The 17,656-nt window shown below is 61.7% G+C and carries 13 protein-coding genes; 6 read left to right on the forward strand and 7 right to left on the reverse strand.

Translation table 11 applies throughout. The features are described from left to right. Positions 1-74 precede the first annotated feature (74 nt). Genes MOV80_RS06220 through MOV80_RS06230 form a run of 3 tightly spaced genes read right to left on the reverse strand, consistent with a single transcriptional unit; the run spans position 75 to position 2,994 of the window. A complete protein-coding gene (locus MOV80_RS06220) occupies positions 75-1,088 on the reverse strand; it encodes a cytochrome d ubiquinol oxidase subunit II (protein ID WP_118268268.1) in 1,014 nt (337 codons plus the stop codon). Beyond that, complete coding sequence (locus MOV80_RS06225; RefSeq protein ID WP_107731545.1) at positions 1,085-2,425, reverse strand: cytochrome ubiquinol oxidase subunit I; 1,341 nt, start codon at positions 2,423-2,425, stop codon at positions 1,085-1,087. Before MOV80_RS06225 ends, MOV80_RS06220 begins: the two co-directional genes overlap by 4 nt. 2 nt (positions 2,426-2,427) lie before the next feature. After that, positions 2,428-2,994 (reverse strand): GbsR/MarR family transcriptional regulator, encoded by a 567-nt coding sequence (locus tag MOV80_RS06230; RefSeq protein WP_043590797.1) that lies wholly within the window; start codon positions 2,992-2,994, stop codon positions 2,428-2,430. 312 nt (positions 2,995-3,306) lie between these two features. On the opposite strand from MOV80_RS06230, the gene mutS reads away from it, so the two are divergent. Next, positions 3,307-5,853, forward strand: coding sequence for a DNA mismatch repair protein MutS (mutS, locus tag MOV80_RS06235; protein ID WP_107731544.1), 2,547 nt, complete (start codon positions 3,307-3,309; stop codon positions 5,851-5,853). A 66-nt stretch (positions 5,854-5,919) separates the two neighbouring features. Next, on the forward strand, positions 5,920-6,345 hold the full coding sequence (locus MOV80_RS06240) for a hypothetical protein (protein WP_019100880.1): 426 nt from the start codon (positions 5,920-5,922) through the stop codon (positions 6,343-6,345). A 72-nt stretch (positions 6,346-6,417) separates the two neighbouring features. Here the strand turns inward: MOV80_RS06240 and aceK are convergent, their stop codons facing one another. Then, complete coding sequence (gene aceK, locus MOV80_RS06245) at positions 6,418-8,208, reverse strand: bifunctional isocitrate dehydrogenase kinase/phosphatase (protein WP_019100881.1); 1,791 nt, start codon at positions 8,206-8,208, stop codon at positions 6,418-6,420. A gap of 39 nt (positions 8,209-8,247) precedes the next feature. Continuing rightward, positions 8,248-8,892: a pseudouridine synthase gene (locus MOV80_RS06250; protein ID WP_019100882.1), complete on the reverse strand. Its 645-nt coding sequence runs from the start codon at positions 8,890-8,892 to the stop codon at positions 8,248-8,250. A gap of 330 nt (positions 8,893-9,222) precedes the next feature. Between MOV80_RS06250 and MOV80_RS06255 the strand changes: the two genes are divergently transcribed. Continuing rightward, positions 9,223-11,460 carry an NADP-dependent isocitrate dehydrogenase gene (locus tag MOV80_RS06255; RefSeq protein WP_043590793.1) on the forward strand — a complete coding sequence of 746 codons (2,238 nt, stop codon included), beginning with the start codon at positions 9,223-9,225 and terminating at the stop codon, positions 11,458-11,460. Between the two features lie 182 nt (positions 11,461-11,642). Further along, positions 11,643-12,887 (forward strand): NADP-dependent isocitrate dehydrogenase, encoded by a 1,245-nt coding sequence (icd, locus tag MOV80_RS06260; RefSeq protein ID WP_019100884.1) that lies wholly within the window; start codon positions 11,643-11,645, stop codon positions 12,885-12,887. A 65-nt stretch (positions 12,888-12,952) separates the two neighbouring features. On the opposite strand, the gene MOV80_RS06265 is transcribed toward icd, so the two are convergent. Both MOV80_RS06265 and MOV80_RS06270 read right to left on the reverse strand, forming a co-directional pair. Next, a complete protein-coding gene (locus tag MOV80_RS06265) occupies positions 12,953-13,450 on the reverse strand; it encodes a dihydrofolate reductase (protein ID WP_174243648.1) in 498 nt (165 codons plus the stop codon). After that, entirely contained in the window at positions 13,447-14,241 is a 795-nt protein-coding gene (locus tag MOV80_RS06270; RefSeq protein ID WP_043642239.1) for a thymidylate synthase, read from the reverse strand. The genes MOV80_RS06265 and MOV80_RS06270 overlap by 4 nt, the downstream gene beginning before the upstream one ends. 127 nt (positions 14,242-14,368) lie before the next feature. On the opposite strand from MOV80_RS06270, the gene flhB reads away from it, so the two are divergent. Next, complete coding sequence (gene flhB / locus MOV80_RS06275; protein ID WP_043590786.1) at positions 14,369-15,526, forward strand: flagellar biosynthesis protein FlhB; 1,158 nt, start codon at positions 14,369-14,371, stop codon at positions 15,524-15,526. A 48-nt stretch (positions 15,527-15,574) separates the two neighbouring features. Continuing rightward, positions 15,575-17,656, forward strand: a complete 2,082-nt coding sequence (gene flhA / locus MOV80_RS06280; protein WP_039756267.1) for a flagellar biosynthesis protein FlhA — start codon at positions 15,575-15,577, stop codon at positions 17,654-17,656.

Below are 17,656 nucleotides of genomic sequence, written 5' to 3' on the forward strand. Positions count from 1 at the left end.
CGCGCTCTCAGTATGGCAAAAGCCGCCTTCGCAGAGCAAAGACGGCTTGGTCAAACACGGCGCCGGATACTGGCTTATTGGTAAGTCAACGCATTGGCCTTGCCGTGGAACACCCGGTAGACAAAGGCGGTGTACAGCAGAATCACCGGCAGCACCACCGCCGCGCCCCAGAAGATCACCCACAAGGCCGCGGTGTCGCTGGCCGCCTGCCAGATATTCAGCCGGCCAATCACCACCTCCGGGAACACGCTATAGGTCAGGCCCCAGAACGACAGCAGCACGATGCCGACGGTGCAGGCGAACGGCGCCCAGCACCAATTATCATTGCCGGCTGCCTGACGCGCCGCCAAGCGCGGCAGGATCACCCACAGCGTGGCGAACAACACAATGCAGCCCAAGGGCAAGGGCAGCAGCAGCAAGAACTCCGGCAGGGCGAACCACTTTGCGGCGATATGGCTGCTGGCCAGCGGCGTGGCCGCCGACACCAGCAGCACAGACAGACCGGCGCCGGCCAGGCTGCGCCGCGCCCAAGCCACCGCCTTGGCTTGCAAAGCGCCGCTGGTCTTCATGATCAGCCAACCGGCTCCCAGCAAGGTGTAAGCTGCAGCCAAGCCGATGCCGGCCAGCAAGGCAAAGCCCCAGGCCAGCCAACCCTCGGCGAAGCCGGTCAGGTAGCGGCCCAGCATCACGCCCTGAGTCAGCGCCGCCAACAGCGAGCCACAGGCGAAAGCGACATTCCACCACGGCTTATGCGGCTCGCGCGCCTTGACGCGAAAGTCGAAGGCCACGCCGCGCACTATCAAGCCAGCCAGCATCAGCGCCACCGGCAGATAGAGCTCGCCCAGAATGATGCCGTGCGCCAGCGGAAAGCCCACCAGCAACAGGCCCACGCCCAGCACCAGCCAGGTTTCGTTGGCGTCCCAGAACGGGCCGATCGACGCGATCATCATGTCCTTCTCGTCGTCCTCGGCGAAGGGCAACAACAAGCCCACGCCCAGATCGTAGCCATCCAGCACAACGTAAATCAGCATGGCCAGGGCCATCAGGCCGGCGAACACCACCGGCAACCAATACACAGCGCCACTCATGCCAGTTTCTCCTCAAGATGCGCGGCCTCGCCGCCGGACTGGCCGGCCGCCTTGCCCGCCATGTAGAACAAGACCGACACATAGGCGGTCAGCAACACCAGGTACAAACCCAGATACATCGCCAGCGTAGACGCCACCATACCGCCGGTCGCCGGACCCGCCGCCTGCGCGGTGGTCAGCACGCCCTCCACCAGCCACGGCTGACGGCCGATCTCGGTCACGTACCAGCCTGCCAGGGTCGCGACCCAACCGGCGAAGGTCATGCCCACCAGCGCCCGCAGCATCAGCGGCGCCAACTGGCCGCGGCGACGCAGTTGCCAACAGGCCAGCCAAGACACCAGCAGCATCAGCGCCCCCACGCCGGCCATCACGCGGAAGCTCCAGAACACCTTGCCCACAGGCGGATGCTGAGCGAACTCATTAAGACCGCGGATCTCGCCGTTAGGATCATGAGTGATGATCAGGCTGGCCAGCTTGGGAATGCCCACCGCCATATCGTTCTGACGGGTTTCCGCATTGGGCAGAGCGAACAGCAACAGCGGCGCGCCTTTCTCGGTATGCCAGATACCTTCAATCGCCGCCAGCTTGGCGGGTTGATGCTTGAAGGTGTTGAGGCCGTGCATGTCGCCCACGAAAATCTGCAGCGGAATCAGCAAGGCCGCGGTCACCACGCCGGTTTTCAGCGCCATCTTCGCGCCGTCGCTGCGGTCGCCCTTCAGCCGGCGATAAGCGGACAGACCCGCAACCAGAAAGGCTGTGGTCAAGCCGGAGGCGATCAGCATATGGGTCAGCCGGTAGGGCAAAGAGGGATTAAAAATCACCTCCAGCCAACTGGTCACCACCGCCTTGCCGTCCACCATCTTGAAGCCGGTCGGGGTCTGCATCCAGGAATTCAAGGCCAGAATCCAGAACGCCGACACCGTATTGCCGAAGGCGACCAGGAAGGTGGCCCAGGTATGCACTCGCTCGGACACCCGTGAACGGCCGAACAGCATCACGCCCAGGAAGGTGGCCTCCAGGAAGAAAGCGGTCAGGATTTCATACGCCAGCAGCGGGCCGGCGATATTGCCCACCGTCTGCATATAGCCAGGCCAGTTGGTGCCGAACTGGAAGCTCATGGTCACGCCGCTGACCACGCCCAGGGCGAAGGACAAGGCGAAGATCTTCACCCAGAAGCCATAGGCGTCCATCCAGCCTTGCTGACCGGTTTTCAGGTAACGCAGCTTGAAGAACAGCAGCACCCAGCCCATCGCGATATTGATGGTGGGGAACAAGATGTGAAAGGAAATATTGGCGCCGAACTGAATGCGCGCCAATACCAGCGGGTCAAAGTCCATAGCTACTCCCTGTCGCCGTCGCGACTGGTCAGTTTCGAAAGCGAGTGGGTGAACTGCAGGATTTTCTGCACCTGCGAACCCAGTTTCATCAGGCGCTGCAAGGTCTCCACATCCATGTGCTGGATATCGGAGAACCAGGTGGTCACCAGTTCGATCAACTGGTGCATCTCCTTCATCCGCGCTTGGGCATGGCGTTCAGCGTCGCTGGCCGGCGTCTCCATGATCGCGCCGCGCAACATGGTCAGCGTAGGCTCCACCTCGCGCTTTTTGCGCTCCTCGGCCAGGGTTTTGAAAATGGCCCAGACATCGTCGGGCGTGGAGAAATATTCGCGGCGATCTCCGGGGAAATGCTGCAGCCTGACCAGCCGCCAGGACTCCAGCTCCTTGAGACCCATGCTGACGTTGGAGCGTGAAAAGCTCAGGCTCTCTGCGATTTCATCCGCGTTCAGCGGCTTCTCCGATACATAGAGCAGCGCGTAGATCTGCCCGACGGTGCGATTGATGCCCCAGCGGCTGCCCATTTCACCGAAATGCAGCACGAAAGACTGGACGAGTGGCGATAAATTCATGACGTTCTCAATTTTCAGGAATTTCTGAAACTTTGATATAAATCATAAATTCGCAACGAAACCAAGTCAATCACAACCATCATTGAGCCGCACGCTTGACAGAACCCCAAACCATGCATATCGCATCTTTGCAGTCTGTGCCTGCACGGCTGACGCCGCAGTCGGGCTGCGCTAAAATAGCGCCGACTCTCCAAAAGCCCCGCCGCGCGCGGGGTCGAAACATTAATCAGGGATGCTCTGGCGCCCGCGCGCCCTTGATCCGCGGGCAAAGGCCACGGCATCCTGTTGTCCATTCATAAGAGCCCACAGCCAATGAGCACGCCACAGCACACCCCGATGATGCAGCAATACCTAGCCATCAAACGCGAACACGCCGACAAGCTGGTTTTCTACCGCATGGGGGACTTCTACGAACTGTTCTATGAGGACGCGGAGAAGGCGGCGCGCTTGCTTGACATCACCCTGACCACCCGCGGCGCCAGCGGCGGCAACCCGATCAAGATGGCCGGCGTGCCCTATCACGCCGCCGAAGGCTATCTGGCGCGCCTGGTCAAAATGGGCGAATCCGTCGCCATCGCCGAGCAGATTGGCGACCCGGCCTTGTCCAAAGGGCCGGTGGAACGCAAGGTGGTGCGCATCGTCACCCCCGGCACCCTGACCGACGCCGCTTTGCTGGACGACAAGCGCGACAACCTGGTGATGGCGGTGAACATGGTCAAGGGCGTGCTGGGCCTGGCCTGGCTATCGCTCGCCAGCGGCGAGTTCAAAGTATTGCAGACCCGGGTGGACGAGCTCCACAGCGAGCTGGAGCGCTTGAAACCCGCCGAACTGGTGATCCCGGACGACACCGGCCTCAATGTGTTCGAAACCGTGGCCACGCCCAAGAAAAAGCTGCCGCCGTGGCAGTTCGACATCGAGTCGGCGCAGATGACGCTGACCCGGCACTTCGGCACCCGCGACTTGGCCGGCTTCGGCGCCGACACCCTGCCAGTGGCGGTGGGCGCCGCCGGCGCGCTGCTGGAGTACGTCAAGACTACTCAGAGCGTCAACCCGGCTCATATCGCCAATCTGGCGGTGGAGGACGCCGGCGAGTTGATCCGCATGGACGGCGCCACCCGCCGTAACCTGGAACTGACCGAAACCATACGCGGCGAGCCGTCTCCGACGCTGGCCTCGCTGCTGGACGGCTGCGCCACCAGCATGGGCAGCCGTCTGCTGCGCCATTGGCTGCATCACCCCATCCGCAGTCACGGCAAGCTGTCGCGCCGGCTGGAAGCGGTGCGCGCCTTGCTGCCGGCCTACGACGACGCCCACGCCCAGCTGCGCGAAGTGGCTGACATCGAACGCATCACCGCCCGCATCGCCCTGCGCAGCGCCCGCCCGCGCGACCTGGCCGCGCTGCGCGATTCGCTGAAGGCGTTGACCGGCGTCAAACGGCTGGCCGCCAATCTCGACGCAGAACTGCTGGGCGAACTGGCGCGCCTGCTGCCGGACGATTCCCCAGTGGAAACCATGCTCAGCCAGGCCATCCTGCCCGAGCCCTCCACCTTCCTTCGCGACGGCGGCGTGATCAATCACGGCCTCAACGCCACGCTGGACGAATTGCGCGCGATCCAGACCGACTGCGGCGCCTTTCTGCTGGCGCTGGAAGCCCGCGAAAAAGAACGCACCGGCATCCCCACCCTGAAAGTGGAGTTCAACCGCGTGCACGGCTTCTACATCGAAGTTACCAAGGCTCAAGGCGACAAGGTGCCGGACGACTACCGCCGCCGCCAGACGCTGAAGAACGCCGAGCGCTACATCACGCCTGAACTGAAGGAGTTCGAAGACAAGGCGCTGTCCGCGCAAGACCGCGCGCTGGCGCTGGAAAAGCAACTGTACGAAGACCTGCTGGATCAACTGGCGCCGCACATACCCGACCTGAAGCTGATAGCGCAAGCGGTGGCCGGACTAGACGTGCTGTCCGCCTTCGCCGAGCGCGCCAGCGTCAACAACTACGTGGAGCCGGAGTTCGTGGCCGAGCCGCGGCTGGAAATCATCGAAGGCCGCCACCCTGTGGTGGAGGCGGAAGTGGAACGCTTCATCGCCAACGACACCCGGCTGTCCGACACCCGCAAACTGCTGCTGATCACTGGCCCGAACATGGGCGGTAAATCCACCTATATGCGCCAGAACGCGCTGATTACGCTGATGGCGCACGTCGGCAGCTTCGTACCGGCCCAACGCGCGGTGATTGGACCGATAGACCGTATCTTCACCCGCATCGGCGCTTCCGACGACCTGGCCGGCGGCCGCTCCACCTTCATGGTGGAGATGACCGAAACCGCCAACATCCTCAACAACGCCTCCGAACACTCGTTGGTGCTGATGGATGAAGTGGGCCGCGGCACCTCCACTTTCGACGGCCTGGCGCTGGCCTGGGCCATCGCCAAGGCGCTGATAGAGAAAAGCCGCGCCTATACGCTGTTCGCCACCCATTATTTCGAGCTGACCAGCCTGGAAAGCGAGTACCCCAGCGTCGCCAACGTCCACCTGTCCGCCGTGGAGCACAAGGACCGCATCGTGTTTTTGCACCATGTGGAGGAAGGCCCGGCCAGCCAGAGCTATGGCTTGGCGGTGGCTCAGCTGGCCGGCGTGCCCGGCAAAGTGATCCGCGAGGCACGTCGCTATCTGACTGAATTGGAGAACCACTCCGCCAGCCGCGTGCAACCAGACCTATTTATCAGTTTACCCGCAACGACAACTGTGGAACCTGAAGCGAATCCGGCAGTCGAACGCCTTCTGGAGGTCGATCTAGACGATCTCTCGCCACGGGAAGCCCAGGCCCTGCTCTATGAATTAAAGAAACTGGCCAAATGACCAGGCCAGACCCGGGGACGTTTCCTATATTACTAGAAGGTAACATCCGAGACAGGAGCAACAACAATGTCGCTTGAAAACACTGCCACCGCCCCGGGCCTGGTCACACTGTTCAGTCAGGTCACGGACGATGGAAGCATTGCCCTTTCCTCCATCCGCGAGCGGGCCAACCTCGAATTGTCCAGCTTCGCCGAACTGGCGAGCCAACAATTGCAACAGCTGGACATCAGCATGCCGCCTGCGATCAGCCTGATCAGCACGCCGGCCTGCCAGCTGGACTTGGAAAACAACCATCCGCATGCCGAGGAAATCCGGACCTGGTTGCAGGGCAATGACAACATCACCCGAAAATTCAAGGAAGTGGAAGTACTGTACGAGATCGTGCGCGCCGCGGAAAGCATAGGCGAAACCTTCCCGGAAAGCTCAACCTTCCACATCGGCTTAACCAGCGCCGGGCCCATCGCCTACTTCGAGGACAGCCATCGCCCTTAACGACGGCACAACCAAGTTGCTCGCGCTCAACACCCAAAACGGGGAAGCTTTCGCTTCCCCGTTTTTCTTGTCCTAATCCTCCCTTGGCCAGGCCGCCCGCTCCCGCCGGTAAAACCGCGGATAAGCATTGAGGAAACGCATCTCCTCCGGATAAGGGTAAAAATCTTCGATGTGGCCGGCGCGGATGCGGCGCTGGCGCAGCTGCCAAAACTCGGGACTCAGCAAATCCCGGTGATGGCGCAGAAAAACCTGCCTGACCTCGGGGTCGCCCAATAGAAAAACGCCGAACTCCTCGGGAAACACATCATTGCGCGCCACCGGGTACCAAACCTCGCCGGACATTTCCATTTCCGGGTTAGGCGCCTCCGGAATCCGCCGGAAATAGCAGTCGCTCAGGTATTCGATCTCGTCGTAGTCGTAGAAAATTACCCGCCCGTAACGCGTCACGCCAAAATTCTTGAACAACATGTCGCCGGGGAAAATATTCGCCGCCGCCAGCTCCTTGATCGCCAAGCCGTAATCGCGCACCGCCCGCGCCTTCTCCGCCGGTTCGCAACTCATCAGGTAGAGATTCAACGGCTTCAGCCGCCGCTCGATGTACAAGTGCTTGATCACCACCTGCTCAGCGCCCTCCTCCATCATCGACGGCGCTTGCTCGCGCAACTCCCGCAGCAATTCTTCGGTGAAGCGCGCCTTGGGAAACGCCACATTGGAAAACTCCAGCGTATCCGCCAGCCGTCCCACTCGGTCATGGCGCTTCACCAGCTGGTACTTTGCCTTCACCGTGGCCCGGTCCACCTCCTTGGGTCCGCCGAACACGTCCTTGATCAGCTTGAACACATAGGGATAGGACGGCAGAGTGAATACCAGCATCACCAGGCCGCGGATGCCGGGCGCGATGACGAAGCTGTCGTTGGAATGTTTCAGGTGCTGGATGAAATCGCGGTAGAAGGTGTTCTTGCCCTGTTTCTGCAGCCCCAGCATGGTGTAGAGCTCGGCCTTGGTCTTGCCCGGCAGCATCCCTCTCAGGAACTGCACATAAGCGGACGGCACCTCCATATCCACCAGGAAGTAAGCGCGGCTGAAGGAGAACAGCACGCCGATGCGCCAGGGCTCCAGCAGCAAGGTATCCAGGTACAGCCCGCCCAGTGCGTCGTGCAATACCGGGACTGCGAATGGGTAATGCGCGCCGCCGTTGATGACCTTGCCGAATACATAAGCGGTCTTATTGCGGTAGAACGGCGACGACAACACCTGGATCTGACAATTGGCCTCCGGCTGCGGCCAGCCCCCCTCCAGAAAGGACTCCGCCTGGCGCAACAGCAGAGCGATGTCCCGCCGCAGCCAGGTGAACGGCCGCCGCCAGCCAAAGTCCTCGACGATGCGCCGCAATGCTCGCCGCAGGCCCTCGCGCGCGGGGTAATAGCTGCGGTAGGACGGCGGGTCTGACTCGATGTACTCGGTGGAGATCGCCGGCCGGATGAAGATGAAATCGTTGTTGAAGTAATCGCGGTGCAAGATGCGGGTGAACACGGAATTGAAGAAGGTTTCCGCGCACTCCGGTTGCTTGTGATTGGCCAACAGGCCGATGAAGTAAAGCTTGGCCTGCTGCCAGATCTCGTCGTCCAGCAGATCGGCGTGGAATTCGCCATGCAGCCTCGCCACCGTTTCCGCCACCCGTTCGTCGTAGAACTGGATACGGTCGCGAACCGCCTTTTGCACCCCTTGCCAGTCCCCGGACTCGAACAAATCCTTGGCGCCGCGATTACACTCGCGGAACAGGCGATAATGCTTGTCGAAACCGTCCACCAGCGCCTGTGCGATATCGCGCGCCACCGGGTTGTAGTACTCGGGAATCTGCATGCGCTCGCCCTCTGGAATCGCCAACGGCCGCGCCCTCGCTCAGGGCTTGCGCGGACCTCCGCGCCGGTCCCCGCCGACGCCGCGCGGCTGCGCGCCGGGCTTGGCGATGCGCTGAGCATGCGACACCCTCGGCAAATCCGCAAGATCCACCTCCAGCTCGCGCATCTCCCCCGGCTGCAGGCCGTCCAGCGTCCACGGTCCTATCGCCGCCCGCACCAGGCGCAACGTCGGCAGCCCCACTTTAGCGGTCATGCGCCGCACCTGGCGATTCTTGCCCTCGCTGATGACGATCTCCAGCCAGCCGTCCGGTACCGTCTTGCGAAAACGCACCGGCGGCGTGCGTTCCCACAGCGCGGGCGCGTCGATGCGCCGCGCCTGCGCCGGCTGGGTGGTGAAATCGCCCAGGTCGACGCCGCGGCGCAGTTGCTCCAGTTGTTCGTCGCGGATCTGTCCCTCCACCTGCACCCAATAGGTCTTGGGCAGCTTCCAGCGCGGATTGGCGATGCGGTGTTGCAATTCGCCGTCGCCCGTCAAAAGCAGCAGGCCTTCGCTGTCGGTGTCCAGCCTGCCCGCCGGGTACACGCCCGGCAACGGCACGCAGGACTTGAGCGTCGGATGCTTGGGATGCTCTGAAAACTGGCAGATGACGCCGTAGGGCTTGTTGAGCAGGATGAGTCGGGACATGGCATGAAGAGCGGCGAGAAAAGAATGAGGCGAATGATACAAGAGCCTGCCGCCGCGCGCCGCAAGTTTGCCGGCGAAGACGCTCCGGGCGCGGCCTATAATTCGCATTCGAACCGCCGCCGCGCAGTTATCAAGCATAAAAGTTCAAATGCGCAGCGAGCCAAGCGCGCGCGGAGAGGTATAATTCGCTTTTGAAAATTACCCGAGAGTCTCCGGACCGTGTTCAGGCCGCGTCGCCTGAACCGCCATCCGCCTTTCCAAGGTCTTTCCATGCGCCGGCAGCGCCCTGCGCAACCGTTCTGTCGTCACAAGATAAAAGGAGATAGAGTAATGCCTTCGGAACAGCCCAAAATCATCTACACCCTGACCGACGAAGCGCCGGCGCTGGCAACCAGCGCCTTCCTGCCTGTCGTGCAAGCCTTCGCCGGCTCCGCCGGCATTGAAGTCGCCACTGCCGATATTTCGCTGGCCGCGCGCGTCCTGGCCGAATTCCCCGACTATCTGGCCGACGAACAGAAAGTGCCGAACACGCTGGCCGAGCTGGGCAAACTGACCCAGCACCCCGACACCAACATCATCAAGCTGCCCAATATCAGCGCCTCCGTGGCCCAATTGATCGCCTGCGTCAAAGAATTGCAGGCCAAGGGCTACCCGCTGCCGGACTATCCGGAAAACCCGGCCTCCGACGCCGACAAAGCCATTAAGGACCGCTACGCCAAATGCCTAGGTTCCGCGGTGAACCCCGTGCTGCGCGAAGGCAATTCCGATCGTCGCGCGCCGCTGGCGGTGAAAAACTACGCCAAGAAGCATCCGCACTCGATGGGCGAATGGAAGCAGTGGTCGCAAACCCACGTCTCCCATATGCACCACGGCGACTTCTACCACGGCGAGAAGTCGATGACGCTGGACAAGGCGCGCGACGTGAAGATGGAACTGACCACCAAGAGCGGCCAGACCATCGTGCTCAAACCCAAAGTCGCGCTGCAGGCCGGAGAGATCATCGACTCCATGTTCATGAGCAAGAAGGCGCTGTGCGACTTCTACGAGCGTGAAATGGAAGACTGCCGCGAATCCGGCATCCTGTTCTCCCTGCACGTCAAAGCCACCATGATGAAGGTGTCCCACCCCATCGTGTTCGGCCACTGCGTCAAGATCTACTACAAGGAAGCCTTCGAAAAACACGGCAAGCTGTTCGAAGAGCTGGGCGTCAACGTCAACAACGGCATGGCCACTCTGTACGAGAAAATCGAAACCCTGCCGGCTTCCAAGCGTGAAGAAATCATCCGCGACCTGCACGCCTGCCAGGAGCACCGCCCGCGCCTGGCCATGGTGGATTCGGCCAAGGGCATCACCAACTTCCACTCGCCCAACGACGTGATCGTGGATGCCTCGATGCCGGCGATGATACGTGCTGGCGGCAAGATGTGGGGGGCCGACGGCAAACCTTACGACGCCAAGGCCGTCATGCCGGAGTCCACCTTCGCCCGCATTTATCAGGAGATGATTAACTTCTGCAAATGGCACGGCAATTTTGATCCCAAAACCATGGGCACCGTGCCCAACGTCGGCCTGATGGCGCAGAAGGCCGAAGAGTACGGCTCCCACGACAAAACTTTTGAAATCCAGGAAGATGGCGTCGCCAACATCGTCGACCTCGCCACCGGCGAAGTGCTGCTGTCGCAGAACGTCGAGCAAGGCGATATCTGGCGCATGTGCCAGGTGAAGGACGCGCCGATCCGCGATTGGGTCAAGCTGGCCGTCACCCGCGCCCGCAACTCCGGTATGCCGGCGGTGTTCTGGCTGGACCCGTACCGCCCGCACGAGAACGAACTGATCAAGAAGGTCCACGCCTACCTGAAGGATCACGACACCAGCGGCCTGGAAATCCACATCATGTCCCAGGTTCGCGCAATGCGTTACACCCTGGAGCGCGTGGCGCGCGGCCTGGACACCATCTCGGTGACCGGCAACATCCTGCGCGACTACCTGACCGACCTGTTCCCCATCATGGAACTGGGCACCTCGGCCAAAATGCTGTCCATCGTGCCCCTGATGGCCGGCGGCGGCATGTACGAGACCGGCGCAGGCGGTTCCGCGCCCAAGCACGTGCAACAGCTGCTGGAAGAAAACCATCTGCGTTGGGACAGCCTGGGCGAGTTCCTGGCGCTGGCGGTGTCCTTGGAAGAACTGGGCATCAAGACAGGCAACGGCAAAGCCAAGATCTTGGCCAAGACGCTGGACCTCGCCACCGGCAAACTGCTGGACGAGAACAAGTCCCCGTCGCGCCGCACCGGCGAGCTGGACAACCGCGGCAGCCAGTTCTACCTGACCCTGTACTGGGCCCAGGCACTGGCGGAACAGTCCGAGGACAAAGAGCTGCAGGCCCGCTTCGCCCCGCTCGCCCAAAACCTGGCTAGCAACGAGCAGAAAATCCTGGACGAGTTGAAAGCCGTGCAGGGCAAAGCGGCCGACATCGGCGGCTATTACCATCCCGACGCGACCAAGTGCGGCGCAGTGATGCGCCCAAGCGCCAGCTTCAATGTCGCGCTGGCCGCCGTGCTCGGCTAAGCCCTTCCCTGTCCCCCCGGGAACTTCCCGTCCGACAAAACGCCAAGACCTATGTCTTGGCGTTTTTTTTGCGCCGTGTCAGCGACGCAGGCGGCAAGCTTTTCATGATTTTTCATAGATAATCAAAATACGAGCCTGCCCAGCGGCGTGCCGTTGCGCACCCCACCCTCAGGAGAGAAAGTATGAGCGTCACCCATATCAAGGTTCCGGCTAACGGCGAGAAGATCATCCCCGGCCAGCCGGCGCCCGACCATCCGATCATTCCTTTCATCGAAGGCGACGGCATAGGCGTGGACATCACCCCGGTAATGATCAAGGTGATAGACGCCGCGGTGACCAAAGCCTATGGCGGCAAGAAAAAGATTCATTGGATGGAAGTGTACGCCGGCGAAAAATCCACCCGGCTCTATGGCCCGGATGAATGGCTGCCGAAAGAAACCTTCGACGCATTGAAAACGTATTCGGTGTCCATCAAAGGACCGATGACCACCCCGGTGGGCGGCGGCATCCGTTCGCTCAACGTGGCGCTGCGCCAGGAGCTGGACCTGTACCAGTGCGTGCGGCCGGTTCGTTACTTCAAGGGCGTGCCCTCGCCGCTGAAACAGCCGGAACTGACCGATATGGTGATCTTCCGAGAGAATACCGAAGACATCTATGCCGGCATCGAATGGCAAGCGGGCAGCGACGCCGCCAAGAAAGTAATCGCCTTCCTTCAGGACGAAATGGGCGTGAAGAAGATTCGCTTTCCAGAATCATCGGGCATAGGCATCAAGCCGGTGTCCAAAGACGGCACCGAACGCCTGGTACGCGCAGCCATCCGCTACGCGATAGACAACGACCGCAAGAGCGTGACCATCGTGCACAAGGGCAACATCATGAAGTATACCGAGGGCGGCTTCCGCGACTGGGCCTACGCTCTGGCGAAGGACGAGTTCGGCGCGACGCCTGTCGATGGCGGCCCGTGGTGCGCGTTCAAAAACCCGAAGACTGGCCGCGACATCATGGTCAAGGACGCCATCGCCGACGCCTTCCTGCAGCAAATCCTGCTGCGCCCGGCGGAATACGACGTGGTGGCCACGCTAAACCTGAACGGCGACTACATCTCCGACGCGCTAGCCGCGCAGGTGGGCGGCATCGGCATCGCACCCGGCGCCAACATTTCGGATCAATACGCGGTGTTTGAAGCCACCCACGGCACAGCGCCCAAATACGCGGGCCAGGACAAAGTCAATCCCGGCTCGCTGATCCTGTCCGCAGAAATGATGCTGCGCCACCTCGGTTGGAAGGAGGCCGCCGATCTGGTGATCAAGGCGATGGAAGCCGCCATCGCCGACAAGCAGGTGACTTACGACTTCGCCCGCCTGATGGACGGGGCCGTCGAAGTCAGCTGCTCCGCTTTTGGCGACGCGATGATCGCGCGAATGTAAAAAATCGCGGCGACACAAAAAGCCCGCGTTGCCGCGGGCTTTTTGAATTGGAGACCCTGCCGGCCTCAACGCCGCAGGTAATCGACGAAGGCGTAAGCCAGGCCATCGGCGCTGACGTGCGCCTCGCGGCTGTCCTCGCGCCAGAGTTCGGCGGACACCTCGGGGAAATGGGCGTCGCCCGGATACTCTCCTGCGATCTCGGTCAGCCGCAGGCAGTCCGCGCTGGAGATCGCCTGGCGGTACAGCTCGGCGCCGCCGATCAAACACACCTCTTCCACCGCGCCGGCCAAAGCCAGCGCCTGCTCCAGCGAATGCGCGGCCTCCGCGCCGTCGGCGCTCCAATCCGCTTGGCGCGTCACCACGATGTTGCGGCGGCCCGGCAAGGGCCGGCCGATCGAATCCCAGGTCTTGCGGCCCATGATCACCGGCTTGCCCAGCGTCACCGCCTTGAAATGCTTGAGATCCTCCGGCAAATGCCAAGGCAAGCGGTTGTCTATGCCTATCACCCGCTTGGCCGCCATCGCCGCCACCAGGGTCAAGCGCGGCCTTTCCACCGCCGTCATACCGCCACCGCCGCTTTGATGTGCGGATGCGGATCGTAGCCTTCCAGTTCGAAATCCTCGAACTTGAAGCCGAAGATATCCTTGACCTGCGGATTGAGTTTGAGCGTCGGCAAGGCGCGCGGCTCGCGCGACAGTTGCAGCTCGGCCTGCTCCAGATGGTTGCTGTACAGGTGCGCATCGCCCAGGGTATGCACAAACTCGCCCGCTTGCAGCCCGCACACTTGCGCCATCATCATGGTCAGCAAGGCGTAACTGGCGATATTGAAGGGCACCCCCAGGAAGATATCGGCGGAGCGCTGATAGAGCTGGCAGGACAGCTTGCCGTCGGCCACGTAGAACTGGAACAGGCTGTGGCAGGGGGGCAGCGCCATCTCATCCACCAGCGCCGGGTTCCAGGCCGACACGATCAAGCGGCGCGAATCCGGATTGTTCTTGATCATCGCCACCACATTGGCGATCTGGTCGATGTGGCGGCCGTCCGGCGCAGGCCAACTGCGCCACTGGTAGCCGTAGACCGGCCCCAAATCGCCGTTTTCATCTGCCCACTCATCCCAGATCGACACGCCGTTTTCCTTCAGATAGCGGATATTGGTGTCGCCGGACAGGAACCACAGCAGTTCGTGGATGATGGAACGCAGATGGCATTTCTTGGTGGTGATCAGCGGAAAACCCTGTTGCAGGTCGAAGCGCATCTGGTGGCCGAATACCGAACGGGTGCCGGTGCCGGTGCGGTCGGACTTGTCGTGGCCATGTTCCAGCACATGGCGCATCAGGTCGAGATACTGTCGCATTGTGTTCATTCCATCGTTGACGCCGCCATTGTACCCGACTTGAAGCCGCCTCGGAAAAGCTGGCCCGGCCTCGCCGCTTCGGCTACCATTCTCTTTAAAATCAAGACAGAAGCATGAAACACCGGACATGGCTGAAGATTCCGACCTCGAACGCACCGAACCCGCCACCGCGAAACGGCTGGGCCTCGCCCGCGAAGACGGCAACATCCCCCGCTCGCGGGAACTGACCACCTTCGCCATCACCATGGCCGGCGTGGCGCTGCTGATGGCCCAGGGCGGCCATATCGCCGCCAATCTGGCGCAGACCATGCGCGCCCTGCTCACCTTCGACCAGACCACGGTGCGCAATGTGGAGCCGGCGCTGCTCCGCTTCAAGGAAACCATTTTCAGCGCGCTGTGGAGCCTGGCTCCGCTGCTGACCGGCCTGGCGCTGGTGGCGCTGTTCGTGCCCATGCTGGTGGGTGGCTGGAACCTCACTTTCAAAGCGATCGAGCCCAAATTCAGCAAACTCAACCCGCTGCCCGGCATCAAGCGCATGTTCTCCGTCAACGCCGCCACCGAGGCCGTCAAGGCTATTCTCAAAAGCGTGCTGATCGGCGGCATCGCCACCTGGTTCATCTGGCGCGAACGCACTGAGATCATAGGCTTGATTTCCATGCCCCTGCCTACCGGCATCGCCAAGATGACCGATATGATCATCACCACCTTCTTCGTGGTGACTTCGGCGATGATTCTGCTGGTGGCTATCGACGTGCCGTTTCAGCTGTGGAGCTATCACAAGAAACTGCGCATGACCAAGGAAGAGGTCAAGCAGGAATACAAGGAAGCCGAAGGCTCGCCCGAGGTCAAAGGCCGCATCCGCCAAATGCAGCGCGAAGCCGCCCGCAAACGCATGATGCAGGAGATCCCCAGCGCCAACGTCATCGTCACCAACCCTACCCACTACGCGGTGGCGATCAAGTACGACGACGGCATGCGCGCGCCGCAAGTGGTGGCCAAGGGTTCGCTTAAGCTGGCGGAAAAAATCATAGACACCGGCAAAGAGCACCGCGTCATCGTCATGCGCTCGCCCAGCTTCGCCCGCGCGCTGTACTTCCACGCCGAGCTAGGCGACGACATCCCCGCCAAGCTCTACGCCGCCGCCGCCCAAGTGCTGGCCTATGTGTTCCAGCTCAAGAGCTACCAGGACAACGGCGGCCTGGCCCCGGTGTTCCCGGACCAGTTGGACGTGCCCGCCGAACTTGACCCGCAAAGCAAACGCCAGCAAGATGCGACGCCACCATAATGATAAGGTCGACGAACCGATTCGACCGGCTTGAGCCATAAATCCAGCATGGACTCCATACTAGACATACTGAAGCGCTTCAAAGTCACCCAGTTGGCCGGCCCCGTGCTCATCATCCTGATTCTGGCGATGATGGTGCTGCCGCTGCCTCCGGTGCTGCTGGACATTTTCTTCACTTTCAACATCGCCGTCTCGGTGATTGTGTTGCTGGTGGGGATCAACGTGCGCAAACCGCTGGACTTTTCCGCCTTCCCCACCGTGCTGCTGGTCACCACCCTGCTGCGGCTGTCGCTGAACGTAGCCTCCAGCCGGGTGATTCTGCTGGAGGGGCACTCCGGGCCGGACGCAGCCGGCAAGGTGATCGAATCCTTCGCCCACTTCCTGATCGGCGACAACGTCGCCATCGGCATCGTGGTGTTCGTCATCATCACCATCATCAACTTCGTGGTGATCACCAAGGGCGCCGGCCGCATCGCCGAAGTGAGCGCCCGCTTCACGCTGGACGCGATGCCCGGCAAACAGATGGCGATCGACGCCGACCTCAACGCCGGCCTGATCGGCGAGGACGAAGCGCGCACGCGCCGCTCCACCATCGCGGAGGAAGCCAACTTCTTCGGCGCGATGGACGGTGCCTCCAAGTTCGTGCGCGGCGACGCCATGGCCGGCATCCTGATCATCGTCATCAATATCTTAGGCGGTCTGATCGTCGGCATGGTCCAGCATGATCTGGACGCCGGCGTCGCCGCCAAGACCTACACTCTGCTGACCATCGGCGACGGTCTGGTGGCGCAAATCCCCGCACTCATCATCTCCACCGCCGCCGGCATCGTGGTGTCGCGCGTGGGCACCGACAAGGACATGTCCGAGCAATTCCTCGGCCAGATGTTCACCAAACCTCAAGTGCTGTACATCACCGCCGCGGTGATAGGCATGGTCGGCCTGATTCCCAATATGCCGCACTTCTCCTTCCTGCTGATCGCCGGCAGCCTGGGCCTGCTGGGCTGGGTGATGGAGAAACGCCAGAAAGCCGAGGCACTGCAGGCCGAACAGCAGCAACAGGCCGCGCCGCCGCCGGAACACACCACGACGGAAGTAAGCTGGAACGATGTGCAGCACGTGGACCAACTGGGCATGGAGGTGGGTTACCGGCTGATTCCGCTGGTGGACCGCAGCCAAGACGGGGAGCTGCTACGCCGCATCCGCGGCATCCGCAAAAAAATTGCGCAGGAGCTGGGCTTTCTGGTGCCGCCGGTCCATATCCGCGACAACCTGGAAATCAAGCCCAACGCCTACCGCATCCTACTCAAGGGCGTGGAGCTGGGCACCGGCGAAGCCTTCATCGGTCAATACCTGGCCATCAATCCAGGCCGGGTCAACGGCGAGCTCACCGGCACTCCCACCACCGATCCGGCCTTCGGCCTGCCGGCGATCTGGATAGACGCCGGCAAGCGCGAAGAGGCGCAGAGCCTGGGCTACACCGTGGTGGACGCCAGCACCGTGGTGGCCACCCACATCTCCAACTTGCTGCAGACCCACGCGGCGGAGCTGCTGGGCCGTGAGGAAGTGCAGGCCTTGATTGATCACCAGGCCAAGGAGTCGCCGAAGCTGATCGAAGACCTGGTGCCCAAGGTGGTGCCGGTGGGCACGCTGCAAAAAGTGCTGCAGCAGTTGTTGACCGAAGGCATCCACATCCGCGATTTCCGCACCATACTGGAAACGCTGGCCGATCACGTGACCACCACCCAGGACATCGACGAGCTGACCAACATCGTCCGCACCGCCTTGTCCCGCGTCATCGTCCAGCAATTATTTCCCGGCGAGCAAGAATTACCCTTGATGACCCTGGAACCGACATTGGAAAATGTGCTGATGCAGGCGGTCCAGTCCAAGACCGGAGGCGGCCTGGAACCCGGCCTGGCGGAAAATCTGCTGGCCAGCGCCGCCCAGGAAACCGAACAAGTGGAAATTCAAGGGTACAATCCGGTACTCTTGACCGCGCCGGGCCTGCGGCCCTTGCTCGCGCGCTTCTTGCGCCGCGCGCTGCCGCAGCTGCGTGTTATTTCTCATAATGAGATACCGGACAATAAATCAATTCGTATAATTGCTGTAATTGGGGGAAGCAAGGGCTAA

The organism is Chromobacterium sp. IRSSSOUMB001 (genome assembly GCF_023507765.1).
GTDB classification, from domain to species: Bacteria; Pseudomonadota; Gammaproteobacteria; order Burkholderiales; family Chromobacteriaceae; genus Chromobacterium; species Chromobacterium haemolyticum.